The sequence below is a fragment of the Leifsonella bigeumensis genome (genome assembly GCF_039537265.1).
GTDB lineage: Bacteria > Actinomycetota > Actinomycetes > Actinomycetales > Microbacteriaceae > Terrimesophilobacter > Terrimesophilobacter bigeumensis.
Genome location: NZ_BAABAE010000003.1, coordinates 1421690 through 1445044, shown reverse-complemented (window position 1 = coordinate 1445044; position 23355 = coordinate 1421690). Strand labels below are relative to the sequence as shown.

At 67.1% G+C, this 23355-nt stretch carries 23 protein-coding genes; 18 read left to right on the top strand and 5 right to left on the bottom strand.

What is annotated here, in order from left to right:
* Positions 1 to 62: 62 nt before the first annotated feature.
* From atpB to ABD678_RS12100, 9 genes are read left to right on the top strand one after another with little or no spacing between them, the layout of a single operon-like run.
* Entirely contained in the window at positions 63 to 878 is an 816-nt protein-coding gene (gene atpB, locus ABD678_RS12140) for a F0F1 ATP synthase subunit A (protein WP_344756989.1), read from the top strand.
* Between the two features lie 37 nt (positions 879 to 915).
* Complete coding sequence (gene atpE, locus ABD678_RS12135; RefSeq protein WP_104096486.1) at positions 916 to 1137, top strand: F0F1 ATP synthase subunit C; 222 nt, start codon at positions 916 to 918, stop codon at positions 1135 to 1137.
* Positions 1138 to 1171: 34 nt separating this feature from the next.
* Positions 1172 to 1741, top strand: a complete 570-nt coding sequence (locus ABD678_RS12130) for a F0F1 ATP synthase subunit B (protein ID WP_344756985.1) — start codon at positions 1172 to 1174, stop codon at positions 1739 to 1741.
* The gene (locus ABD678_RS12125) at positions 1741 to 2544 is read left to right on the top strand and encodes a F0F1 ATP synthase subunit delta (RefSeq protein ID WP_344756983.1); all 804 of its coding nucleotides are present in this window, start codon (positions 1741 to 1743) and stop codon (positions 2542 to 2544) included. The genes ABD678_RS12130 and ABD678_RS12125 overlap by 1 nt, the downstream gene beginning before the upstream one ends.
* A 52-nt stretch (positions 2545 to 2596) precedes the next feature.
* Positions 2597 to 4237, top strand: a complete 1641-nt coding sequence (atpA, locus tag ABD678_RS12120) for a F0F1 ATP synthase subunit alpha (RefSeq protein WP_344756981.1) — start codon at positions 2597 to 2599, stop codon at positions 4235 to 4237.
* Between the two features lie 6 nt (positions 4238 to 4243).
* The gene (locus ABD678_RS12115) at positions 4244 to 5143 is read left to right on the top strand and encodes a F0F1 ATP synthase subunit gamma (RefSeq protein WP_344756979.1); all 900 of its coding nucleotides are present in this window, start codon (positions 4244 to 4246) and stop codon (positions 5141 to 5143) included.
* A gap of 25 nt (positions 5144 to 5168) precedes the next feature.
* Positions 5169 to 6695 carry a F0F1 ATP synthase subunit beta gene (gene atpD, locus ABD678_RS12110; RefSeq protein ID WP_344756977.1) on the top strand — a complete coding sequence of 509 codons (1527 nt, stop codon included), beginning with the start codon at positions 5169 to 5171 and terminating at the stop codon, positions 6693 to 6695.
* Position 6696: 1 nt separating this feature from the next.
* Positions 6697 to 6978 carry a F0F1 ATP synthase subunit epsilon gene (locus ABD678_RS12105; RefSeq protein WP_344756975.1) on the top strand — a complete coding sequence of 94 codons (282 nt, stop codon included), beginning with the start codon at positions 6697 to 6699 and terminating at the stop codon, positions 6976 to 6978.
* Positions 6978 to 7718, top strand: a complete 741-nt coding sequence (locus tag ABD678_RS12100) for a YaaA family protein (RefSeq protein ID WP_344756973.1) — start codon at positions 6978 to 6980, stop codon at positions 7716 to 7718. Before ABD678_RS12105 ends, ABD678_RS12100 begins: the two co-directional genes overlap by 1 nt.
* 21 nt (positions 7719 to 7739) lie before the next feature.
* Here the strand turns inward: ABD678_RS12100 and ABD678_RS12095 are convergent, their stop codons facing one another.
* Complete coding sequence (locus ABD678_RS12095; protein WP_344756971.1) at positions 7740 to 8243, bottom strand: methylated-DNA--[protein]-cysteine S-methyltransferase; 504 nt, start codon at positions 8241 to 8243, stop codon at positions 7740 to 7742.
* Between the two features lie 104 nt (positions 8244 to 8347).
* On the opposite strand from ABD678_RS12095, the gene ABD678_RS12090 reads away from it, so the two are divergent.
* Complete coding sequence (locus ABD678_RS12090; RefSeq protein ID WP_344756969.1) at positions 8348 to 9337, top strand: aldo/keto reductase; 990 nt, start codon at positions 8348 to 8350, stop codon at positions 9335 to 9337.
* A 49-nt stretch (positions 9338 to 9386) separates the two neighbouring features.
* On the opposite strand, the gene ABD678_RS12085 is transcribed toward ABD678_RS12090, so the two are convergent.
* On the bottom strand, positions 9387 to 10313 hold the full coding sequence (locus tag ABD678_RS12085; RefSeq protein WP_344756967.1) for an NADP-dependent oxidoreductase: 927 nt from the start codon (positions 10311 to 10313) through the stop codon (positions 9387 to 9389).
* Positions 10314 to 10442: 129 nt separating this feature from the next.
* On the opposite strand from ABD678_RS12085, the gene ABD678_RS12080 reads away from it, so the two are divergent.
* The 3 genes from ABD678_RS12080 to ABD678_RS12070 are packed head-to-tail and all read left to right on the top strand — an operon-like array spanning position 10443 to position 14785.
* A complete protein-coding gene (locus tag ABD678_RS12080; RefSeq protein WP_344756965.1) occupies positions 10443 to 11048 on the top strand; it encodes a TetR/AcrR family transcriptional regulator in 606 nt (201 codons plus the stop codon).
* 6 nt (positions 11049 to 11054) lie between these two features.
* On the top strand, positions 11055 to 12788 hold the full coding sequence (locus ABD678_RS12075) for an ABC transporter ATP-binding protein (protein WP_344756963.1): 1734 nt from the start codon (positions 11055 to 11057) through the stop codon (positions 12786 to 12788).
* On the top strand, positions 12785 to 14785 hold the full coding sequence (locus ABD678_RS12070; RefSeq protein WP_344756961.1) for an ABC transporter ATP-binding protein: 2001 nt from the start codon (positions 12785 to 12787) through the stop codon (positions 14783 to 14785). The genes ABD678_RS12075 and ABD678_RS12070 overlap by 4 nt, the downstream gene beginning before the upstream one ends.
* A gap of 10 nt (positions 14786 to 14795) precedes the next feature.
* On the opposite strand, the gene ABD678_RS12065 is transcribed toward ABD678_RS12070, so the two are convergent.
* From ABD678_RS12065 to ABD678_RS12055, 3 genes are read right to left on the bottom strand one after another with little or no spacing between them, the layout of a single operon-like run.
* Positions 14796 to 16178 (bottom strand): NAD(P)/FAD-dependent oxidoreductase, encoded by a 1383-nt coding sequence (locus tag ABD678_RS12065; RefSeq protein WP_344756959.1) that lies wholly within the window; start codon positions 16176 to 16178, stop codon positions 14796 to 14798.
* Positions 16163 to 17569: an aspartate aminotransferase family protein gene (locus ABD678_RS12060; RefSeq protein ID WP_344756957.1), complete on the bottom strand. Its 1407-nt coding sequence runs from the start codon at positions 17567 to 17569 to the stop codon at positions 16163 to 16165. Before ABD678_RS12060 ends, ABD678_RS12065 begins: the two co-directional genes overlap by 16 nt.
* A 2-nt stretch (positions 17570 to 17571) precedes the next feature.
* A complete protein-coding gene (locus ABD678_RS12055) occupies positions 17572 to 18039 on the bottom strand; it encodes an Lrp/AsnC family transcriptional regulator (protein WP_344756955.1) in 468 nt (155 codons plus the stop codon).
* A gap of 123 nt (positions 18040 to 18162) precedes the next feature.
* On the opposite strand from ABD678_RS12055, the gene ABD678_RS12050 reads away from it, so the two are divergent.
* The 5 genes from ABD678_RS12050 (at position 18163) to ABD678_RS12030 (ending at position 23348) form a co-directional block, all read left to right on the top strand.
* Positions 18163 to 19602 (top strand): aminobutyraldehyde dehydrogenase, encoded by a 1440-nt coding sequence (locus tag ABD678_RS12050; protein ID WP_344756953.1) that lies wholly within the window; start codon positions 18163 to 18165, stop codon positions 19600 to 19602.
* A gap of 60 nt (positions 19603 to 19662) precedes the next feature.
* Entirely contained in the window at positions 19663 to 20316 is a 654-nt protein-coding gene (locus ABD678_RS12045; protein ID WP_344756951.1) for a DUF1345 domain-containing protein, read from the top strand.
* A 5-nt stretch (positions 20317 to 20321) separates the two neighbouring features.
* On the top strand, positions 20322 to 20933 hold the full coding sequence (locus tag ABD678_RS12040) for an FHA domain-containing protein (RefSeq protein WP_344757195.1): 612 nt from the start codon (positions 20322 to 20324) through the stop codon (positions 20931 to 20933).
* Positions 20930 to 21763, top strand: coding sequence for a PP2C family protein-serine/threonine phosphatase (locus ABD678_RS12035; RefSeq protein WP_344756949.1), 834 nt, complete (start codon positions 20930 to 20932; stop codon positions 21761 to 21763). The genes ABD678_RS12040 and ABD678_RS12035 overlap by 4 nt, the downstream gene beginning before the upstream one ends.
* A gap of 157 nt (positions 21764 to 21920) precedes the next feature.
* The gene (locus tag ABD678_RS12030; protein WP_344756947.1) at positions 21921 to 23348 is read left to right on the top strand and encodes a serine/threonine-protein kinase; all 1428 of its coding nucleotides are present in this window, start codon (positions 21921 to 21923) and stop codon (positions 23346 to 23348) included.
* The last annotated feature ends 7 nt before the right edge of the window (positions 23349 to 23355 follow it).

The following is a 23355-nucleotide window of genomic DNA, read 5'->3' as shown; positions in this document are numbered from 1 at the left end:
TCGCCTGTCCGAACGCTGCGCATCGCGCCCCACGTCTGGAGTTCACCCTGCTCGCCTCTGTCTTGACCACGTCGCTTCTCGTCGCCGCTGACGAGACGGGCGACGGCGGTTTCGTGGGCCCGTCGATCAACGAGTTCTTCCCGGCACCCATCCTCTTCGTGGGCACGCCTTTCGAGCTCAACCGCATCATGCTCATCCGGCTCCTCGCGGTCGCCGTACTCCTGCTCGTGCTCTGGCTCGGCACGCGGAGTCTCAAGCTCGTCCCGGGTCGTGGCCAGGTCGCGATGGAGTTCGCCATCGATTTCGCGCGCAAGGGCATCGCGATCGACACGCTGGGTGAGAAGGAGGGCAAGCGATTCGCCCCTCTCATCATGACGATCTTCTTCCTCACGCTCGCACTCAATGTCACGGGCACCATCCCCGGGCTTCAGATCGCGAGCACAGGCCTCATCGGGCAGGCGATCATCCTCTCGATCATCGCCTACGTGACCTTCGTCTATGCCGGCATCCGCAAGTTCGGGGTGGGCCGCTTCTTCAAGAACGCGTTGTGGCTTCCCGGGGTACCGGTTGCGATCAAGCCGATCATCGCGGTCCTCGAAGTCCTGTCGACCTTCATCGTGCGGCCGATCACCCTCACCCTCCGACTCACCATGAACATGGTCGCCGGGCACATGTTGCTCGTGCTGTGCTTCCTCGCGACGGGCTTCTTCTTCGACATGCTCATCAGTGGGAGCGCCTGGGGCCTGATCGGAGCAGGGACGCTCCTCATGGGGATCGCCTTCGTCGTCCTCGAGATCTTCGTCGCGGCCCTGCAGGCCTACATCTTCGCCATCCTCACGGCCATCTACATCCAGCTGGCCCTGGCCGACGAGCACTGAGCTCCCGGCACCCACGTAACACCTCGAAAGGAACACCATGAATCTCGTCGGACACATCGCACCGCTCGCCTTCGGCCTCGCGGCCATCGGCTCCGGTATCGGCGTCGGCGTCATCGTCGGAAAGACGGTCGAGTCGGTTGCGCGCCAGCCCGAGCTCGCCGGTCGTCTCCAGACCCTGATGTGGATCGGTATCGCCATCACCGAAGCGCTCTGCTTCATCGCCATCGGCGTCGCCTTCATTCCGTTCCCCGCGCCGTAAGCCTCTTCGTCCCGCCAATCCAAAGGAGCCCTGAATGCACACCGCATTCATCCTCACCGCCGCCGAGCCGGCCGCAGAAGGGTCCGAGCACAGCATCCTCCTCCCGGAGCTGCCCGACCTGATCTGGGGTTCGATCGCGTTCATCGTGGTGCTCATCGTGATCCTCAGGGTGGTCATGCCCAACGTCACGCGCGCGCTCGATGCCCGCAGCGAGGCGATCGAGGGCGGCATCAAGCGCGCCGAGAAGGCCCAGGTCGAGGCGGATGCCCGCAAGGGCGAGTACGAGGCCGCCCTGGCCGAGGCGCGCAGTGAGGCCGTCCGCATCCGCGAGCAGGCCCGCGTCGACGGCGCGGCGATTCTCGCCGAACTGAAGGAGCAGGCCCAGGCCGAGGCGAGTCGCATCGCCGCGGCCGCCCAGGCGACGATCGAGGTGGAGCGGCAGAACGCGCTCGCCTCGCTGCGCAGTGAGGTCGGCGTTCTTGCGCTCAGCCTCGCCTCCAGTGTCATCGGGACGAGCCTCGAGGACGACAAGAAGTCGGCCGCGATCGTCGACCGCTTCCTCGCCGATCTCGAGGCGGACAGCGCCGTGGGAACGAGCAAGTAATGGGATCAGCGACCAGGGAAGCGGTAGTAGCGGCGAAGGCGGCTCTTGCCGCCCGGCCGGCCGCCGCGACGCTGGCCGTCGGCGACGAGATCTTCTCGGCGGCACGGGCGGTCGGCGCCTCCGCCCAGCTCCTCGGCGCCTTGACCGACACCTCCGCGGATCCGAAGGACAAGGCCGACCTCGTCGACGCCGTATTCGGTTCCCTGGGAAGCGAGGCGCGTGCGCTGATCGCTGTACTCGCGCAGAGTCGCTGGTCCGCGCAGTCGGACTTCCTCGAGGGCATCGAAGAACTGGGCCTTCGGATCATGGCGTCGTCGGTCGACGGCTCATCGGACTCGGCGATCGACATCCCCGCCGAGCTCTTCGCCTTCGGCCAGCTCGTCGCCTCGAACGCGGAACTCGAACTCGCCGTGGGAAGCAAGCTCGGAGACCCTGCAGCGAAGGCCGCCCTCGTCAGCAGACTGCTCGAGGGCCGCGCGAGCGCACAGACGATCTCGATCCTCGGGCATCTCGTCCGTCAGCCGCTCGGCCGGCGTATCGGTGCACTCCTGCGGCATGCCGCCGACATCGTCGCCGACCAGTCGTCGCTGGCGATCGCAACCGTCACGGTCGCCTCGCCGCTCGCGCAGGCACAGCTCGATCGGTTGCGCAGCGGACTCGCGAAGAAATATGGCGACCTGCGCATCAACCAGGTCGTCGACCCGGAACTCATCGGTGGCGTCCGGGTTGCGGTGGGCCACGACGTGATCGACGACAGCGTCGCGACCCGATTGAAAGAACTCAGGCTTCAGCTCGCGGGATAGCGGCTGAGAATACCCAAGGAGCCGCCGTGCTCCGCAATGCAGAGGAATGACAATGGCAGAACTGACGATCAGCCCGGACGAGATCCGCGACGCCCTCCAGGACTTCGCGAAGTCGTACGAGCCGAACAAGGCCGGAGCGACCGAGGTCGGCCACGTTATCGACACCGCGGACGGCATCGCCCACGTCGAGGGGTTGCCCGGTGCGATGGCCAATGAACTCCTGCGGTTCGCCGACGGAACGCTCGGACTGGCGCTCAACCTCGAGGAGAGCGAGATCGGCGTCGTGATCCTCGGCGAGTTCGGCGGCATCGAGGAGGGCATGGAGGTCACCCGCACGGGCGAGGTGCTCTCGGTGCCGGTGGGCGACGCCTACCTCGGCCGGGTCGTCGACCCGCTCGGCAACCCGATCGACGGTCTCGGCGGCATCAAGTCGGAGGGCCGCCGCGCGCTCGAGCTCCAGGCGCCGGGCGTCATGCAGCGCAAGAGCGTCCACGAGCCCATGCAGACCGGCATCAAGGCCATCGACGCGATGATCCCCATCGGCCGCGGCCAGCGCCAGCTCATCATCGGCGACCGCCAGACCGGCAAGACGGCGCTGGCGATCGACACGATCATCAACCAGAAGGCCAACTGGGAATCCGGGGATGTCGACAAGCAGGTGCGCTGCATCTACGTCGCCATCGGTCAGAAGGGTTCGACCATCGCGAGCGTCAAGGGCGCCCTCGAGGACGCCGGGGCGATGGAGTACACGACGATCGTCGCGAGCCCGGCATCCGACGCGGCCGGCTTCAAGTACCTGGCCCCCTACACCGGAAGCGCCATCGGCCAGCACTGGATGTATGGCGGCAAGCACGTGCTCATCGTCTTCGACGACCTCTCCAAGCAGGCAGAGGCCTACCGCGCCGTGTCGCTGCTGCTGCGCCGCCCGCCGGGACGCGAGGCGTACCCCGGCGACGTGTTCTACCTGCACTCGCGTCTGCTCGAGCGTTGCGCCAAGCTCTCCGACGAGCTCGGCGCAGGCTCGATGACCGGTCTGCCGATCATCGAGACGAAGGCCAACGACGTCTCGGCCTACATCCCGACCAACGTGATCTCGATCACCGACGGCCAGATCTTCCTTCAGTCGGACCTCTTCAACGCCAACCAGCGCCCGGCCGTCGACGTCGGCATCTCGGTCTCCCGAGTCGGCGGCGACGCCCAGGTCAAGAGCATCAAGAAGGTCTCCGGAACGCTCAAGCTCGAGCTCGCCCAGTACCGTTCGCTCGAGGCCTTCGCGATGTTCGCCTCCGACCTGGATGCGGCAAGCCGCCGCCAGCTCGCCCGCGGCGCCCGCCTCACCGAGCTGCTCAAGCAGCCGCAGTACTCGCCGTACCCGGTCGAAGACCAGGTCGTGTCGATCTGGGCCGGAACCAACGGCAAGCTCGACGAGGTGCCGGTCGAAGACATCCTGCGCTTCGAGCGCGAGTTGCTCGACTACCTCGGACGCAACACGAAAGTGCTCGAGACGCTGCGCGACACGAACGTACTGGATGACAAGACCGTCGACGCTCTCGACAAGGCGGTCGACAAGTTCAAGCTCGAGTTCCAGACAGGAGAGGGCAAGCCGCTCATCTCCGCCGGTCACGAGGAATTCGAGGAGATCGCCCCTGAGGACATCGCGCAGGAGCAGATCGTCGTGAAGAAGCGCCGGTAGAAAACAATGGGAGCACAACTTCGGGTCTACCGGCAGAAGATACGTTCTGCCCAGACGACCAAGAAGATCACGAAGGCGATGGAGCTCATCGCCGCCTCGCGCATCCAGAAGGCACAGCAGCGAGTCGCGGCCTCGGGCCCATACTCGCGCGCCGTCACGCGCGCCGTATCGGCTCTCGCCAGCTACTCGAACGTCGATCACGTGCTCACGACGGAGCCGGAGAAGGTCGAGCGGGCGGCGATCCTGATCTTCTCGTCCGACCGGGGTCTCGCCGGAGCGTTCAACACGAACGTCGTCAAAGAGGCGGGTGAGCTCGCTGCGCGCCTGCGCTCGGAGGGCAAGGAGGTCGTCCACTATCTCGTCGGACGCAAGGCCATCGCGTACTTCAACTTTCGCAAGCGCCCGATCGAGCAGTACTGGGTGGGCGGTACGGACAGTCCGGAGTCCTCGACGGCGCACGAGATCGGCGAAGCACTCGTCGCCCGCTTCATGCAGCCGGCATCCGAGGGGGGAGTCGACGAGATCCACATCGTCTACAACCGTTTCGTCAGCATGCTCACGCAGACCCCGGAGGTCGTTCGACTGCTTCCCCTCGAGGTCGTCGAGGGCGTCGAAGAACCCGGTGAGCGCGTGATCCTCCCGCTCTACGAGTTCGAACCCGACGTCGACGATGTGCTGGATGCCCTGCTCCCGGTCTATATCGAGAGTCGGATCTTCAACGCGATGCTCCAGTCGGCGGCGAGCAAGCACGCTGCCACCCAGAAGGCGATGAAGTCGGCGAGCGACAACGCGGACAAGCTCATCAAGGACTACACGAGACTGGCCAACAACGCCCGTCAGTCCGAGATCACTCAGCAGATTTCCGAGATCGTGGGCGGCGCAGACGCCCTCGTCTCGGCGAAGTAGCCAACACAGGAGAAACAGGATAGCCATGACGACGACAGCTCCGGCCGACAAGAAGCCCGCGGCGAAGAAGCCCGCCGCGAGGAAGCCCGCCGCACGCAAGGGTGCCGCCTCGACGCAGAAGCCGACGAAGGCCGGCGGCGTGGGCCGGATCGCCCGCGTGACCGGTCCGGTGGTCGACATCGAGTTCCCGCACGATGCGATCCCCGAGATCTACAACGCGCTCAAGACGACCATCACGATCGGCGAAGAGTCGAACGAGATCACCCTCGAGGTCGCGCAGCACCTCGGCGACGATGTCGTGCGCGCCATCGCGCTCAGGCCGACCGACGGCCTCGTTCGCGGCCAGGAGGTTCGCGACACCGGGGCGGCCATCTCGGTACCCGTCGGCGACGTCACGAAGGGCAAGGTCTTCAACGTCATCGGCGAGGTCCTGAACGCCGAGCCCGGCGAGAAGATCGAGATCTCCGAGCGCTGGCCGATCCACCGCAAGCCGCCGGCCTTCGACCAGCTCGAGTCGAAGACGCAGCTCTTCGAGACCGGCATCAAGGTCATCGACCTGCTGACCCCCTACGTGCTCGGCGGCAAGATCGGCCTGTTCGGCGGCGCCGGCGTCGGCAAGACCGTGCTCATCCAGGAGATGATCCAGCGGGTCGCCCAGGACCACGGCGGTGTCTCGGTGTTCGCCGGTGTCGGCGAGCGTACCCGTGAGGGCAACGACCTCATCCACGAGATGGAGGAGGCGGGCGTCTTCGACAAGACCGCCCTCGTCTTCGGCCAGATGGACGAGCCGCCGGGAACGCGTCTTCGGGTCGCGCTGTCCGCACTCACGATGGCGGAGTACTTCCGCGACGTGCAGAAGCAGGACGTGCTGCTCTTCATCGACAACATCTTCCGGTTCACGCAGGCCGGCTCCGAGGTCTCCACGCTGCTCGGCCGCATGCCCTCCGCGGTCGGCTACCAGCCGAACCTCGCGGATGAGATGGGCATCCTGCAGGAGCGCATCACCTCGACGCGCGGTCACTCGATCACCTCGCTGCAGGCGATCTACGTGCCCGCCGACGACTACACCGACCCGGCCCCTGCGACCACCTTCGCGCACCTCGACGCGACGACGGAGCTCAGCCGTGAGATCGCGTCGAAGGGCCTCTACCCGGCTGTCGACCCGCTCACCTCGACGAGCCGCATCCTCGACCCGCGCTACCTGGGTGCCGACCACTACCGGGTGGCCACGACGGTCAAGCAGATCCTTCAGAAGAACAAGGAGCTGCAGGAGATCATCGCGATCCTCGGTGTCGATGAGCTCTCCGAAGAGGACAAGATCACCGTCTCGCGGGCTCGCCGCATCCAGCAGTTCCTCTCTCAGAACACCTACATGGCGAAGAAGTTCACCGGTGTCGAGGGCTCGACGGTTCCGCTGAAGGACACGATCGAGTCGTTCGACGCGATCTGCCGCGGTGACTTCGACAGCGTCGCCGAGCAGGCGTTCTTCAACGTCGGTTCGATCTCGGATGTCGAGGAGCGTTGGGCGCAGATCCAGAAGGAGAACGGCTGACATGGCCCTTCTCAATGTGAGCGTCGTCTCGGCCGACCAGGAGGTGTGGTCGGGCGAGGCGCGCCAGCTGGTGGCCAAGACCCTGATCGGCGAGATCGGGATCCTGGCCGGGCACGAGCCCGTGCTGGCGATCCTCGACACGGGCGAGGTGCGCATCACACTGGAGAACGGCACCGTCGTGAAGGCGAGTGCCGAGGACGGCTTCCTGTCGGTCGAGCACGACACCGTCACGGTCGTGGCGCGCGCCGCCGAACTGGTGCACACCGACACTGCCACGCATTAGTGCACGTTCTTCTTCCTCCCTCTGAGACCAAACGGGATGGGGGCGTCGAGGGCACCGCGCTCGATCTGGGAGCCCTCGGGTTCCCCGCACTGAACCCGGTGCGCCGGAGCATGCTCGCCGCGGTGCGCTCGCTGTCGAGCAATCGACGGAAGGCCGCTGCGGCGCTCAAGCTCGGTGCGACACAGCTGTTCGAGATCGACCGGAACCGGGCGCTGCGCCACTCGCCGGTCATGGCGGCGATGGACCGCTATACGGGCGTGCTCTACGAAGCGCTGGATGCCGCGTCGCTTCCTGCTGCCGCCCGCAGCCTCGCGGCAACCAGCGTCGTCGTCCACTCGGCACTCTTCGGGCTCGTGCGTGCGACCGACCCGATCCCCGCCTACCGGCTCTCGCACGATTCCCGGCTGCCCGGGCATCCTCTTGGACGCACCTGGCGTGCCGGGCTCGCGGGCGAGTTGGCGCACCTTCCCGGGCTCATCCTCGACCTGCGCTCAGAGTCCTACGCCGTGCTCGGGCCGGCGCCGGAGCACTCACTGTTCCTGCGTGTCGTCACCGAGGAGGGCGGCGGCGCCCGACGAGCGCTCAACCATTTCAACAAGAAGGGCAAGGGGGAGTTCGTGCGAGCCCTGCTGCTCGCCGAGGTCGATCATCCGGATGCCGATTCGCTCCTGCGCTGGGCGGCCGCGACAGGCATTCGCCTCGAGAGGGGCGAGCCGGGGGAGCTGCAACTCGTCGTCTGAGTCTCTCCGGCAGGGGCGCGATCACGCGGCGAGCAGAATGCCCTCGTGTTCGAGCAGCCAGAGCTTGGTGGGAATGCCGTTGCCGCCGCTGTATCCGGTGACGCGGCCATCCGAACCGAGAACGCGGTGGCAGGGGACGATGATCGGGATCGGATTCGCGCCGATGGCCCCGCCGACGGCACGTCCCGCGGTCGCCCGACCTGTTCCGAGGCCGAGCTCGCCGTAGGTCGTCACCTCGCCCCACTCGAGGGCGGAGAGCTGATCCCAGATGGCGTGCTGGAACTCGGTGCCGTGAGCGGCGAGAGTGAGTGAGAAGGAGCGGCGCCGGCCGGCGAAGTATTCGTCGAGCTGGCGGGCAGCGCGATCGAGCACGCGGTTCGAGTTCTCGGGCGCGGACTCGAGGGGGAGGTGGCCGTCCTTCTCGATCGAGAGGGAGGTGATGGCTTTGCCGTCGCTCGTGAGCTCGAGGCGACCGAGGGGGCTATCGACCCGGCGGAGCCAGGCGGGGGAAGTGGTGTTCGGCATGCTTCGACGCTACGCCCCCGCGCTGACACCTCGGACGCACGAGTGCTCCGACGGTGGAGAACGAGGCGAGTGCCGTGCTGTGCAGGAGTGGATAGCGTAGGAGCATGACAGAGCCGAACTACGAGATCGCGACCGACCCCATCCGCTACCGCAACCTGGGAACCTCGGGCCTGCGGGTCTCCACGATCGGACTCGGCTGCAACAATCTCGGCCGGGCCGGTACGGCGACCGAGACCCAGGCGGGAACGGATGCCGTGGTCGGCGCTGCGATCGACGCCGGGCTCACCTTCTTCGACACGGCCGACATCTACGGCAGGGAGCGAGGGCTGAGCGAGACCCTGCTCGGCAACTCCCTCAAGGGCCGGCGCGGCGACATCGTGCTCGCCACCAAGTTCGGGATGGACATGGCCGGCGCCAACGGCCCGGACTGGGGCGCCCGGGCGTCGCGCCGCTACCTCCGGCTCGCCGTCGAGGCGTCATTGACCCGTCTGCAGACCGACTGGATCGACCTCTACCAGTTGCACGCCCCCGATCCGCTCACGCCCATCGAGGAGACGCTCGCGACGCTCGACGATCTCGTCACCGAGGGCAAGATCCGTTACTACGGCCACTCGAACCTCGCCGGCTGGCAGATCGCCGAGGCGGAGTTCACGGCGCGGCTGGGCGGGCATCCGCGATTCGTCTCCGCGCAGAACGAGTACAGTCTGCTCGCGCGTGGCGTCGAGACGGAGGTGCTGCCGGCCGTGCGGCAGTACGGGCTCGGCTTCCTGCCGTTCTTCCCGCTGCACAACGGCATCCTCACCGGCAAATACACGCGCGCAGGCGGGCCGGAGGGCTCGCGCGTCATGACCGAGAAGCGCCACCTGATGGATCGCGTGGACTGGGACGCCGTCGAGCGCTTCCAGGCGTTCTGCGACGCACGGGGAATGAGGATGCTCGAGGCGACGTTCGGCTGGCTCCTCGCCCAGCCGAACCTCGCCAGCGTCATCGCGGGGGCCACGACCCCGGAGCAGGTGCGCCAGAACGTCGCGGCGGCGACGGCCTGGATTCCGAATGCCGCCGAGCTCGCCGAGATCGACACGATTTTCAGCTGACACGGGCTTCAGCTGACACGACTTTCAGCCGACACCGTTTTCGGCTGAATCAGGGGATCAGCAGCGCTATCTTGCCGAGGCCGTGGCCGGTCTCGAGGTCCCGGAACGCCGCCACGACATCCGGCAGATGGTAGGTGCTGCGTACCGGGACGACGAGTTCTCCCTCGGCCGCCTGCCGGGCGAACCCGGCGAGCTCCTCGGAGGTCTTCTTCCCGCCGCCGACGCCCTGCACGCCGAGCTCCTCGACCGCGGCCTTGTCGGCGACCGTGTTGACGCGGTCCGCCGGGATGCCGAGCGCGAGGGCCGTGCGGATGGCATCCCCGCCGATGTTGTCGAGTGCGGCCGTGTACGGCCCCCGCACTGCCGCGCGCAGGCGCTCGAGCTCGCTCGTGCCGTCGGAGGCCTGGCCGTAGGCAACGGGGATCACCCCGAGCCCGCGCAGGAACTCGTGGTTGGCCTCGCTCGCGGTGCCGACGACCGTCGCGCCGGTGGCCTTCGCGAATTGCACGGCTATGACCCCGACGCCGCCGGCCGCCGCCGTCACGAGAACGGTGTCGTCGGAGCCGAGCGCGAGTGAGTCGACCGCGCGGCGCGCGGTGTTCGCGACGAGTCCGACGCAGGCGGCGACAGCCCAGTCGAGTCCGGCGGGCTTCGCGGCGACGTGGGCCGCCGGCACGACGACGTACTCCGCCTGCGCGCCACGGCCGATCCAGCCGAGCACCTCATCGCCGACCGAGAAGCCCGTGACGCCGGCGCCGACCTCGTCGATCACTCCGGCGAACTCGGCGCCCTGCAGCGAGGGGAGCTGGTGGTTCGGGATGTAGCCACCCCGGCGCACCTTGAAGTCGAAGGGGTTGAGGCCCGCGGCTCGCACGGCGACACGCACTTCGCCATCGCCGGCATGGGGTTCGGGCACCTCGACGACTTCGAGCACCTCCGGACCACCGTATTCGCTGTACCTGACCGCCTTCGACATCTCGCATCCTCCCTGAAGAAACAACCATTCGAGCTTAGGCGCCCTGGCGAGGTCCTCGGAATTCCGCCCTGAACGAACGGGTGTTCGTCGAGTTGCGGAGTGAGTGCTCACTCAGTTACGATTCCCCTCGTGCAAATCGTGACCAACCCCCTGACGACGAGCGGTCGCGCACGCCCGCTCTCCGTCGAAGACCGGCAGGCGATGATCATCGATGCGGTCATTCCGCTCCTGGCCGAGCACGGACTCGAGGTGACCTCGAAGCAGATCGCCGAGGCCGCCGGTGTCGCCGAGGGAACGATCTTCCGTGCGTTCGGCGACAAGGAAACCCTCATCAGGGCGGCCATCGCGCGGTTCCTCGACCCCGAGCCGCTGCGACGCGAGCTCCGCCGGATCGACCCGGAACTCGACCTCCACACCAAGGTCATCTCGATCATCACGCTCATGCAGCGGCGGTTTCACGACGTATTCCGGATCATGGCCATCGTGGGCCACGAGCGTCCGTCGCACACGCACCAGCGCAAGATGTTCGCCGACATCATCGCCGAAGTCCTCGCGCCCGACCTGGAGAAGCTCGCCTGGCCGGCCGACCGCGTCGCGCACATCATCCGGCTGGTCACCTTCGCCTCCTCCGTGCCCCACTTCAACGACGGCATGGAGTTCACACCGGCAGAACTCGCCTCGATCATCCTCCACGGGATCCTGCATCACACGCATCCAACAGAAAGCCAGGACTGACAACCCATGCTCCTCAAGATTCTCGGCCGATACCTCAAGCCGTACTGGCGTCTCCTCGTCGCGGTCGGGGTGTTCCAGCTCGCCCAGTCGCTCGCCTCGCTCTACCTGCCGAGCCTCAACGCCGACATCGTCGACGACGGGATCGCCAAGGGGGATGTGCCCTACATCTTCATGGTCGGCGCCGTCATGCTCGGGATCACCCTCCTGCAGGTCGCCTGTGCGATCACCGCCGTCTATTTCGGCGCGAAGGTCGCGATGTCGCTCGGTCGCGACCTGCGCAGCGGCATCTTCCGCACGGTGAGCGAGTTCTCCGAGCGCGAGGTCTCGCAGTTCGGCGCTCCGTCGCTCATCACGCGAACGACCAACGACGTGCAGCAGGTGCAGATGGTCGTCCTGATGACCTGCACGCTCTTCGTCTCCGCCCCCATGCTTGCGATCGGCGGCGTCATCATGGCGCTGCAGCAGGATGTCGGCCTCTCCTGGCTCATGGCCGTGAGCATCCCGGTCCTGCTCGTCGCGGTCGGTGGGATCATGAGCCGGATGGTGCCCCTCTTCCGCCTCATGCAGAAGCGCATCGACCGGGTCAACCTCGTGCTGCGCGAACAGCTCACCGGCATCCGGGTCATCCGCGCGTTCGTGCGGGAGCGCCATGAGACGGACCGTTTCGCGACGGCCAACGCCGACCTCACCGAGACGGCGGTCAGCGCCGGCCGGCTCTTCGCTCTCATGTTCCCCGTCGTCATGATCGTCATGAACGTCTCCAGTGTCGCCGTCATCTGGTTCGGCGGCATCCGGGTGGGGGAGGGCGACATCCAGGTCGGTACGCTCATGGCGTTCCTCCAGTACCTCATCCAGATCCTCATGGGCGTCATGATGGCGACGTTCATGGGCATCCTGCTTCCGCGCGCGGCGGTGAGCGCGGACCGCATCGGTGAAGTTCTCGAGACGAAGACGTCGGTCGTCATGCCGGAGAACCCGGTGACCGAGGTCACCGAGGTCGGCACCGTCGAATTCCTCGACGCGACGTTCCAGTATCCGGGAGCGGAGGAGCCGGTCCTGAAGAACCTCACCTTCGCGGCCAGGCCGGGCAAGACGACGGCGATCATCGGCAGCACGGGCTCCGGCAAGACGACGCTCGTGAACCTGCTGCCGCGACTCTTCGACGTGACGGGAGGATCGGTTCTGGTCGATGGTGTGGACGTCCGCGAACTCGATGCGGACCTGCTGTGGAGCCTCATCGGCCTCGTGCCGCAGAAGCCCTACCTGTTCTCCGGCACCGTCGCGAGCAACCTCCGTTACGGCAAGCCGGATGCGACCGACGACGAGCTCTGGGAGGCGCTCGAGATCGCCCAGGCCAAGGACTTCGTCCTCGAGATGGAGAACGGGCTGGACGGAGAGATCTCGCAGGGTGGCACGAATGTGTCCGGTGGGCAGCGCCAGCGTCTCGCGATCGCCAGGGCGCTCGTCAAGAAGCCGGAGATCTACGTGTTCGACGACTCCTTCTCGGCCCTCGACACGGGCACGGATGCGCGGCTCCGGCACGCGCTCAAACGCAAGGTGAAGGGGGCGACGATGATCATCGTCGCCCAACGGGTGTCGACCATCGTCGACGCCGACCAGATCATCGTGCTCGAGAACGGCGAGATCGTCGGGATCGGCACCCACGAAGAATTGAATGAGAGCAATACGACGTACGCGGAGATCGTGTCATCGCAGCTCACGGCGGAGGAAGCACTATGAGCGACGACAAGAACGGCCAGCAGACGGCGACGGCACGCCCGCCGGTGCGCCGTGGGCCCGGCGGGCACGGACCGTTCGGCGGCATGGGTATGCCGGCCGAGAAGTCGATGAACTTCGGTCCGTCCGCGAAGCGGCTGATCGGACGCCTGCGTCCGGAGTGGTTCGGGATCATCTGGGTGCTCCTGCTGGCGATTGCGAGCGTGGCGATGACGGTGATCGGCCCGAAGCTGCTCGGCAACGGGACAACGCTCATCTTCGAGGGGGCATTCTCGAAGTCGCTGCCGGCCGGTGTCACCAAGGCGCAGCTCATCGCCGGTCTTCGGGCGCAGGGCGAGGACGGCAAGGCCGACCTGCTGAGCGGCATGCACCTCACACCGGGGATCGGCATCGATTTCCATGCGCTGTCGATGATCCTCATCTGGGTGCTTGCCCTGTACATCCTCTCGTCGGTGTTCGGATGGCTGCAGGCCTACGTCCTGAATGACGTCGTGCAGCGCACGGTGTACCGCCTTCGCGAGGACATCGAGGCGAAGGTCAACCGCCTTCCCCTCAGTTACTTCGACAAGACGCCGCGCGGCGAGTTGCTCAGCCGCACGACGAACGACGTGGACAACATCTCGCAGAGCCTCCAGCAGACGCTCAGCCAGATCGTGACATCCCTGCTCATGGTCGTCGGCGTGATCCTCATGATGCTGTTGACCTCGCCCCTGCTGACCGTCATCGCGCTCGTGACGATCCCGCTGACGATCGTCATCACGATGCTCATCGCGAAGCGCTCGCAGAAGCTGTTCGTCGCGCAGTGGAAGAACACCGGTGAACTGAACGCCCAGATCGAGGAGAACTTCACCGGCCACTCGCTCGTCAAGGTCTTCGGTCGCCAGAAGGAGGTCGCTTCTGTCTTCGGCGAGAAGAACGAGGAGCTGTACCAGGCGAGTTTCGGCGCCCAGTTCGTGTCCGGGATCATCATGCCGTCGATGATGTTCGTCGGGAACCTCGTCTACGTCGCGATCGCGGTCGTCGGCGGCCTGCAGGTGGCGGGCGGCGCGATGCGCATCGGCGACATCCAGGCCTTCATCCAGTACTCGCGCCAGTTCACCCAGCCGCTCACCCAACTCGGCAGCATGGCGAACCTCCTGCAGTCGGGCGTGGCATCCGCCGAGCGCGTCTTCGAGCTTCTGGATGCCGACGAGCAGAGTCCGGATGCCGAACCGGCCTCGTCGCCGGCCGTCACGAGCGGCCGTCTCGAGTTCGAGGACGTCTCCTTCCGCTACACCGAGGACAAGCCGCTCATCGAGCACGTGGACCTGGTGGCAGAGCCCGGCCACACGATCGCGATCGTCGGGCCGACGGGTGCGGGCAAGACGACGCTCGTGAACCTCATCATGCGGTTCTACGAGCTGAACTCGGGCCGCATCACGCTCGACGGCGTCGACGTCGCCACCATGACGCGCTCCGATCTGCGTTCTCGTATCGGGATGGTCCTGCAGGACACCTGGTTGTTCGCCGGAACCATTCGCGACAACATCGCCTATGGCAGGCCGGATGCCACGGAGGAGGAGATCGTCGACGCGGCGACGGCGACCTACGTGGATCGCTTCGTGCGCACCCTGCCGGACGGGTACGACACCGTGCTCGACGACGAGGCCTCGAACGTGAGCGCCGGCGAGAAGCAGCTGCTTACGATCGCGCGGGCATTCCTCGCACGCCCGAGCGTCCTGATCCTCGATGAGGCGACCAGTTCGGTCGACACCCGCACCGAGGTGCTCGTGCAGCACGCCATGGCGGCACTGCGCAGCGACCGCACGAGCTTCGTGATCGCGCACCGGCTCTCGACGATCCGCGACGCCGACCTCATCCTCGTGATGGAGAACGGCCAGATCGTCGAGCAGGGCACGCACGCCGAGTTGCTCGAGGCGGATGGCGCCTACGCGCGGCTCTACGATGCGCAGTTCGCCGGGCCCGTGCTGGCCGATGAGGAGCTCGTAGCGGAGGCGTAGCGAGGTCTCCTCAGCCGCCCACGAGCGGCGCCATGATCTTCGCGGCGAGCGAGGGGCGGCGGGTGACACGCTCCTCGAGGTCGGCGAGCTCCATGGCGAGAAGGCCGAGATTCGCACCGACGAAGCGCAGGGGCTCCGGCTCCCACTCGCGTGAGCGGTGGTTCACCCAGGGCAGTTCCACGAGCTCGGAGTCTTCGCCCGTCATGAGATCGGCGATCGTGCGGCCGGCGAGGTTCGTCGTGCTCAGGCCGTCCCCGACGTAGCCGCCTGCCCAGACGATGCCGGATGCCGCGTCGTGGTCGACTGCGGCGTGCCAGTCGCGGGGGACTCCGATCGGGCCGCCCCAGCGGTGGGTGACCGCGGCATCCGAGACCTGGGGGAAGAGTTCCACGAGGGTGCGGCGCAGGTGCTCGAAGACTCGCGGAACCGTGTCATAGTCCGGGCGGATGCTGCTGCCCCAGTGGTACCGCGCCCCGCGACCGCCGAAGGCGAACCGGTTGTCGGCCGTGCGCTGCCCGTACACGAGCAGGTGCCGGAAGTCTCCGAACGTCTGGCCGTGCTCGATGCCGATGTCGTCCCAGAGCGCATCCGGAAGCGGCTCTGTGGCGATCATGAGCGAGTACAGCGGAAGGACGCGGCGGTGCGTCTGTCGGAAACTCGCGCCGAAGCCCTCCGTCGCGATGACGATGGTGTCCGCCATGACCGTGCCGCGCGTGGTCGTGACGCGGTGCGGCTCCCAGGACAGTACCTCGGTCTGTTCGAAGATCTCGGCGCCCATCCGCTCGACGACGCGCGCGAGACCGCGCACGAGCTTGCCGGGGTGCAGGCGGGCGCACGCGGGCTCGAGAACGGTGGCGAGGGTGTTGGTGGGGAAGGTGCGCTCACGGTCCCAGCTGATCTGGTCGACGCCGTAGTGCTCGGCCTCGGCCACCTCCTCGCGGGCGCGGACGTACTGCGGCTTCGAACGGGCGAAGAGCAGCGTGCCGCCTTGCACGAAGTCGCACTCGATGCCCTCAGCGGTCGTGACCCGGCCGACCTCGGCGACCGTGGCGATCATGGCGCGCCGCATGGCCAGCGCGGCGGGCAACCCGTGCCGACGCTCGAGTGCCGCAGTGGATGCCGGGAAGAGCGCTGAGCACCAGCCGCCGTTACGACCGGATGCGCCGAACCCCGCGATCTCCTTCTCGAGGATCGCGATCCGAAGTCCGGGGGAGCGCTTCAGGAGGTAGTACGCGCTCCACAGGCCCGTGAGGCCGCCGCCGACGATCGCGACATCGAACTCGCGGTCGCCGGGCAGCGAGGTACGCGGGGTGAGATCATCCGACCCCGACTCGACGAGCGAGTCGAGCCAGAAGCTGACGTCCCGGTGGTCCCGCCCTAGAGCCTCGTCCACGCCTCGCTCAGCACCGACCGCAGGATGCCCTCGATCTCGTCGAACTCGGCAGGGCCGATCGTGAGCGGCGGCGCGAGCTGCACGACCGGGTCTCCCCGGTCATCCGCACGGCAGTACAGTCCGGCTTCGAAGAGCGCCTTGGAGAGGAACCCGCGCAGCAGGCGCTCGGACTCATCGGCGGTGAACGTCTCCTTAGTGGCCTTGTCCTTGACGAGCTCGATGCCGAAGAAGTAGCCGTCGCCGCGCACATCGCCCACGATCGGCAGGTCCATGAGCTTCTCGAGGGTGGCGCGGAAGATCGGCGAGTTCTCGCGAACGCGCTCGCCCAGCTTCTCCTCGGCCATGATGTCCAGGTTCTCGAGGGCGACGGCGGAGGACACCGGATGCCCGCCCCAGGTGTAACCGTGGTAGAACGTCGTGTCGCCGTGCTTGAACGGCTCGTAGATGCGCTCGTTGACGATCGTCGCGCCGGCCGGCGAGTAACCGCTCGTCATGCCCTTCGCACAGGTGATCATGTCCGGCACGAAGTCGTAGGTTGTCGAGGCGAAGGTGTTGCCGATGCGCCCGAATCCGGTGATGACCTCGTCGGCCACGAGCAGCACGTCGTATTTGTCGCAGATCTCACGCACTCGCTGGAAGTAGCCGGGCGGCGGGGGGAAGCATCCACCCGAGTTCTGCACGGGCTCGAGGAACACCGCGGCGACCGTCTCCGGCCCCTCGAACTCGATCATCTCCTCGATGCGGTTCGCCGCCCACAGGCCGAAGGCCTCCGGGGTTCCCCCGGTGAAGCCGGCCTCGTCGGCGCGGTAGTAGTTCGTGTTCGGCACGCGGAAGCCGCCGGGCGTCACCGGTTCGAACATCTCCTTCATGCCGGGAATGCCCGTGATCGCGAGCGCCCCCTGCGGCGTGCCGTGGTAGGCGATGAAGCGGGAGATGACCTTGTGCTTGGTGCCCCGCCCCTGCAGCTTCCAGAAGTACTTGGCGAGCTTGAAGGCGGTCTCGTTCGCCTCGCCGCCGCCCGAGGAGAAGAACACGCGGTTGAGGTCGCCAGGGGCTTCGGCCGCGAGGCGGTCGGCGAGCTCTATGGCGGTGGGGTGGGCGTAGGACCAGGTCGGGAAGAAGGCGAGCTCCTCGGCCTGCTTCGCCGCGGCCTCAGCGAGACGGCGGCGGCCGTGGCCGACGTTGACGACGAAGAGGCCGCTCAGCCCATCGAAGTACTTCTTGCCCTTGCTGTCCCAGATGTGGTGGCCATCACCGCGCACGATGATCGGCACGCCGGGCCCGTCCTCCATGACGGACTGGCGGGCCATGGCCATCCAGAGGTGATCCTTGGCCTTCTGCTGAAGCTCGGCCTCGTTGAAGGTGGTGATGGGCGTTTCCAGTGTTGTCATTTCTATCGCGTTCCCCAGTTGTAGAGCTGTTTGTAGAGTTTCAGGTAGACGAACGTCTCGGTGGAGTGGACCCCGGGAATGCCCCGGATCTCCTTGTTGAGCAGGTCGATGAGGTCTTCGTCGTTCTCGCAGACGATCTCGGCGAGGATGTCGAAGCTTCCGGCCGTGAGCACCACGTAGTCGACGGCGCTGATGCGACCGAGTCGCTCGGCGACGACAGTGGTATCACCGGTCACCCGCACGCCGATCATCGCCTGGCGGTAGAACCCGAGCTGCATGGGGTCGGTGACCGCGACGACCTGCATCACCCCGGAGTCGGTGAGTTTCTGCACTCGCTGCCGGACGGCGGCCTCGCTCAACCCGACGGCTTTGCCGATCTCGGCGTACGAGCGCCGACCATCGGACTGCAGCTGTTCGATGATCGCCTTGGAGACGTCGTCGAGCTGGATCGGTTTGCCGACGGAACTCATGTATCGATTCTGTCAGTGAAAGCTCTCGTTTACAAGCGAATCCGTACTTCGCAACCTCCGGAACGACGAAATCGGTGGCCAAGAGCGTGGCGCTGTGTCCTTTTCGCCAGTAGGTTGGAGGGCATGAACAGCACTGCTGAGCTTCGCAACTTCATCAACGGCGAATATGTCGCCGCCCGTACCGACTCCTCCTTCGAGGTCATCGACCCGGCGACGGGGCAGGGTTATGCGGTGTCGCCGGTGTCGAGCGCCGCAGATGTCGATGCCGCCTTCACCGCGGCCGCCGCGGCCTTCGAGGAGTGGGGCGAGACCACCCCGGCGCAGCGGCAGCTCGCCCTCTTCCGCATCGCCGACGAGGTGGAGCGTCGCGCCGAGGAATTCGCCGACCTCGAGTCGAAGGACACCGGCAAGCCGCGCGCGACCCTGGTCGAGGACGAGATACTGCTCTCGGTCGACCAGATCCGGTTCTTCGCCGGTGAGGCGCGCCACCTCGCCGGCATGGCGACCGGGGAGTATCTGAAGGACCACACCTCGAGCATCCGGCGGGAACCGATCGGCGTCGTCGGCCAGGTGACGCCGTGGAACTATCCGCTCAACATGGCGGTGTGGAAGTTCGCGCCCGCGCTCGCCGCCGGCAACACGACGGTGCTCAAGCCCTCCGACACGACGCCATCGGCGACGCTCCTGCTCGCCGAGGTGGCGGCCGAGTTCCTGCCCAAGGGCGTGCTCAACGTCGTCACCGGCGACCGCACGACGGGCGCCGCTATGATCGAGCACCGGATTCCGCAGCTGGTGTCGATCACCGGATCGGTGCGCGCGGGCATGGAGGTGGCAAGGGCGGCGGCGAGCGATCTCAAACGCGTCCACCTCGAACTCGGCGGCAAGGCACCGGTGATCGTCTTCGAGGATGCCGACATCGAGCGCGCGGTCGAGGGGATCGCGACCGCCGGCTACTTCAACGCCGGTCAGGACTGCACGGCGGCGACGCGCCTGCTCGTGCAGGAGGGCATCCACGACGAGTTCGTCGCGGCCATGGTCTCCTGGGCGGGGAAGAACGCGAGGACCGGGGCTCCGGGCGAGGACGGCATCCTGTTCGGGCCGCTCAACAATGCGAACCAGTTCGAGCGGGTCGCGGGAATCGTGGACGACCTGCCCTCGCACGCGAAGGTCGAGCTCGGCGGCGCACGCCAGGGGGCGGCCGGATACTTCTACGAGGCGACGATCGTCTCGGGCCTGAAGCAGGAGGATGCGGCGATCCAGAACGAGATCTTCGGGCCGGTCGTCACTGTCCAGAGTTTCCACGACGAGGCGCAGGCGCTCGAGTGGGCGAACGGCGTGCAGTACGGCCTCGCCTCCTCGGTGTGGACGAGGGATCACGGCCGTGCGATGCGCTTCGCCAAGCAGCTCGACTTCGGCTGCGTCTGGATCAACACGCACATCCCGATCGTCGCCGAGATGCCGCACGGCGGCTTCAAGCACTCCGGCTACGGCAAGGACCTCTCCTCCTACGGCTTCGAGGACTACACGCGGGTCAAGCACGTCATGTCGTACATCGGCCGGTAGCCGGGTGAGAAAATGCACAGCTGCCGACACGTGGTTTTCAGGCTGTGCGACGATTGACAGGTGGACAGCAGGTCGACCGGGGGTGGCTCGCACGCCGCGAGCGTGCGCGTGCTCTGGATGCTCGTGGCGGGAGGTGCGACCGCCGTCGCCATTGGGCTGCTCGGCTCGTGGGACTATGCGCTCGTCCTCGGCTGGATGGTCGCAGCCCTCACCTGGATGATCTGGGTGTGGCTGCGTATCGGACGGATGGGGCCCGATCAGACCAGGACTCACGCGACGCGCGAGGACCCCTCCCGTGGCCTCGCGGATGCACTCCTCGTCGTGGCGGGTCTCGCCTCGCTGGCGATCGTGGTGTTCGTCCTCGTGCGGGCGGCGTCCGCAGACGGGATCGAGCGCGGCATCCTCGCCTCGCTCGCCATCGGCAGTGTCGCGCTGTCCTGGGCGCTCATCCATACGCTCTTCCTGCTGCGCTACGCCTCTCTCTACTACGGCGGTGAGCCGGGAGGCGTCGACTTCAATCAGGAGGAGGAACCGGACTACGGCGATTTCGCCTACCTCTCCTTCACGCTCGGGATGACCTACCAGGTCTCCGACACCGCGCTCGGCAGCAGGGCCTTCCGGATGACGGCACTGCGCCACGCGCTCCTCTCCTACCTGTTCGGCGCGGTCATCCTCGCGACCGTCATCAACCTCGTCGCCGGGCTGGGGGCGTGACCGGAATGGTCGGCGGAGGCGACCCGAACGAGGACACCATCATCGGTGTCACCCCGCCTGCTCTCGTGGAGCCGATGGTGGATGGCTCGTCGGGCGCGGATGCCGACACGGTCATCGGGGAGGGCCGGTCCCCGCAGCCGAAGCCCCGTCCAGTGGCGGAGGCCCCCTCCGGCGGGGCGGGCCCCGGCGCGGGCCCAAAGTCTATCGGCCAGCCCGAAGCGCTCGGCCATCCCGAGGTGCCCGGCCATCCGGTGAGCTTCATCCGCATCGGCAGTCACGAGCCGATCCCGCTCGACGTCCCCGCCTACATCGGTCGGCGGCCGAGCTCACCGCGGATCACCGGAGGCAGGCTTCCCCGGCTCGTCATGGTCCCCTCGCCCTCCCGTGAGGTGTCATCCACCCACCTCGAGATCCGGCAGGAGGGCCCGACCGTCGTCGTGACCGACCTGGGGTCGACGAACGGAACGCTCGTGACCAACCCGCTCGGTTCCCCCGTCAAACTCCGTCAGGGCGAGTCGGTCGTCGTGGTCGACGGTTCGATAGTGGATATTGGAGATGGCATCCGCGTCGTCATCGTGCCGGGTACCGGCGACCAGAGCGCGGAAGGCCACCAGTGACAGTTCTCGGCGATAACACCGAACGACGCGAGATCGCGCTGCCGGGGGGCGTCGGCTCGAGTGTGACGCTCGCCTGGGGCATCGCCACCGACGTCGGGCTCAGGCGTGCGCACAACGAGGACAGCCTCGTGGCGGACGCCCCCATCTTCGCGGTGGCCGACGGCATGGGCGGCCATGCGGCCGGCGATGTCGCGAGCGATGCGGTCGTGACCCGGCTCGCGGAGCTTGCGCAGGAGGGCTTCACGCAGGCCGAGTCGATCGTCGAGGCGCTGCGGGCCGCCACCACCGATATCTCCCACGCGATCGACGAGCGCGAGTTGGGCGTCGGCACGACCGTGACCGGTGCGGCGCTCGTCGTGAACGCCGGCCATCCGTACTGGGTCGTCTTCAACGTCGGCGACTCGCGACTGTACCTGTTCGACCACAATGTCCTCACGCAGATCACCGTCGACCACTCGGTCGTTCAGGAGCTCGTCACCGCGGGTCTCATCAGCTCGACGGATGCCGAACACCACCCGGACAGCAACGTCGTCACCCGTGCGGTCGGCTTCAATACGGAGCCGGTCCCCGACTTCTGGCTGCTGCCGGTCGCCAGGGGGTCACGGCTGCTTCTGTGCTCAGACGGGTTGACACGGGAGGTGAGCGAACTGCGGCTGCGGCTGCACCTCGCAGCGGGCCTGAACCCCCGCGAGACGGCCCTCGCCCTCGTGGACGCGGCGCTGGCCGCCGGCGGCCGCGACAACGTGACCGCCATCGTGATCGATGTGCTCGAGGTGAGCGGGGCCGGGGGAGAGGAGATCGACGTGGAGGACACGGCGCCCGGGGTCTGAACCGTTGGTGGAGTCCCCACAAGTGGGGCGAGGTCACCACCTGTGAAGACTGTCATACTTTAATCGAGGATCCGGCCTCTCTGCCTAAAATGGGGCACTGGGCGAAGCGAGCGCACCCGATGCATCGTGCCCGCGAGTGAGTGAGCGAGGGGGCACTATGGCCAGGCGCTTGCCGTCGCAACCTCCCGTGCTGCCCGGTTTCTCCCACGTGCACATCCTCGGCTCGGGCGGGTTCGCGGATGTCTTCCTCTACGAGCAGAACATGCCGAGGCGGCAGGTGGCCGTGAAGGTCATGCTGAGCGAGATCGTCAACGACCAGGTGCGGCAGATGTTCCAGGCGGAGGCGAACCTCATGGCGCAGTTGAGCGCCCATCCGTCGATCCTCACCGTGTACCAGGCCGGCGTCTCCGCCGACGGCAGGCCCTACCTCGTCATGGAGCTCTGCTCGCCCTCCCTCAGCGAGCGGTACCGGCGCGAACGCATCCCGGTTCCGGATGTCCTCCAGATCGCCGTGAAGATCGGCAGCGCCGTCGAGACCGCCCATCGCGCCGGCGTCCTGCACCGCGACATCAAGCCGTCGAACATCCTGCTCACGGCCTACGGGCATCCGGTGCTCTCCGACTTCGGGATCGCGGCGACGCTCAGCGAGTCGGGGCACCGCGAGGCGGTCGGCATGTCGATCCCGTGGTCGGCGCCGGAGGTGCTCATGGACGAGACCTCGGGAACGGTCGCCTCCGAGGTCTGGTCCCTCGCAGCGACCGTGTATTCGCTGCTCGCCGGGCGTTCGCCCTTCGAGATCCCGGGGGAGTCGAACAAGTCGACCGACCTCATCGCGCGCATCAATCGGGCGAAGGTGCAGCCGGTCGGCCGGTCCGATGTTCCCGAGAAGCTCGAGCGGCTGCTGCAGAAGGCGATGTCGCGCAAGGCCGACAACCGGCCGTCGAGCGCACTCGAGTTCGTGCGGGAACTCCAGGCGATCGAGGCGGAGCTCGGTCTACCGCAGACCACCGTCGAGGTCGCGGTCGACGACTGGGCGCTCTCGACGGTCGGCGAGCTCGGCGATCGGACCCGGATCCGGGCGCTGCCGGGGGCCGGCCACATCGGGGGTTCGCGGCTGCGTCGTCGCCGCCGCAGCGCCCAGAGCGACTACTCCCCGGTCGGGACCGTGTTCCGGGACACCGGACCGTCGCAGCCGAGTGCGAGCACGAAGACCGAACAGCACGGTCGGGGGATGCAGGTGCTCGCCTGGGCGCTCATCGTGAGCGCCGTGCTCGTGATCGCTCTCGGGGTCGTGGCGACGATCGTGCTCATCCGCACCAACTCCGACCAGATTCCGCGCGTCACCGACATCGCCTCGACCCAGTCCGTCGACTCGATCGAGTTCAGCTGGTCGAACCCGGGCCTCCTTCCCGGCGACTCGTACGAGATCACCTCGAACACCGGGACGCCCAGCAGCATCCAGCAGTCGACCACCTTCTCGGTGGATGCGGCACCGGGGGACAGGGTCTGCATCACCGTGACGGTGAACCGCGAGGGCAGGACGGGCACGCCGAGCAACGAGAAGTGCGTCGAGTTCGGCGGTTGAGACGATC

Bases quoted from the DNA above. Each gene is read 5' to 3' on its own strand.
- atpE (WP_104096486.1), top strand. From the start codon at position 916: ATGAATCTCGTCGGACACATCGCACCGCTCGCCTTCGGCCTCGCGGCC.
- ABD678_RS12130 (WP_344756985.1), top strand. From the start codon at position 1,172: ATGCACACCGCATTCATCCTCACCGCCGCCGAGCCGGCCGCAGAAGGG.
- ABD678_RS12125 (WP_344756983.1), top strand. From the start codon at position 1,741: ATGGGATCAGCGACCAGGGAAGCGGTAGTAGCGGCGAAGGCGGCTCTT.
- atpA (WP_344756981.1), top strand. From the start codon at position 2,597: ATGGCAGAACTGACGATCAGCCCGGACGAGATCCGCGACGCCCTCCAG.
- ABD678_RS12115 (WP_344756979.1), top strand. From the start codon at position 4,244: ATGGGAGCACAACTTCGGGTCTACCGGCAGAAGATACGTTCTGCCCAG.
- atpD (WP_344756977.1), top strand. From the start codon at position 5,169: ATGACGACGACAGCTCCGGCCGACAAGAAGCCCGCGGCGAAGAAGCCC.
- ABD678_RS12105 (WP_344756975.1), top strand. From the start codon at position 6,697: ATGGCCCTTCTCAATGTGAGCGTCGTCTCGGCCGACCAGGAGGTGTGG.
- ABD678_RS12095 (WP_344756971.1), bottom strand. From the start codon at position 8,243: ATGCCGAACACCACTTCCCCCGCCTGGCTCCGCCGGGTCGATAGCCCC.
- ABD678_RS12090 (WP_344756969.1), top strand. From the start codon at position 8,348: ATGACAGAGCCGAACTACGAGATCGCGACCGACCCCATCCGCTACCGC.
- ABD678_RS12085 (WP_344756967.1), bottom strand. From the start codon at position 10,313: ATGTCGAAGGCGGTCAGGTACAGCGAATACGGTGGTCCGGAGGTGCTC.
- ABD678_RS12075 (WP_344756963.1), top strand. From the start codon at position 11,055: ATGCTCCTCAAGATTCTCGGCCGATACCTCAAGCCGTACTGGCGTCTC.
- ABD678_RS12070 (WP_344756961.1), top strand. From the start codon at position 12,785: ATGAGCGACGACAAGAACGGCCAGCAGACGGCGACGGCACGCCCGCCG.
- ABD678_RS12060 (WP_344756957.1), bottom strand. From the start codon at position 17,569: ATGACAACACTGGAAACGCCCATCACCACCTTCAACGAGGCCGAGCTT.
- ABD678_RS12055 (WP_344756955.1), bottom strand. From the start codon at position 18,039: ATGAGTTCCGTCGGCAAACCGATCCAGCTCGACGACGTCTCCAAGGCG.
- ABD678_RS12050 (WP_344756953.1), top strand. From the start codon at position 18,163: ATGAACAGCACTGCTGAGCTTCGCAACTTCATCAACGGCGAATATGTC.
- ABD678_RS12040 (WP_344757195.1), top strand. From the start codon at position 20,322: ATGGTCGGCGGAGGCGACCCGAACGAGGACACCATCATCGGTGTCACC.
- ABD678_RS12030 (WP_344756947.1), top strand. From the start codon at position 21,921: ATGGCCAGGCGCTTGCCGTCGCAACCTCCCGTGCTGCCCGGTTTCTCC.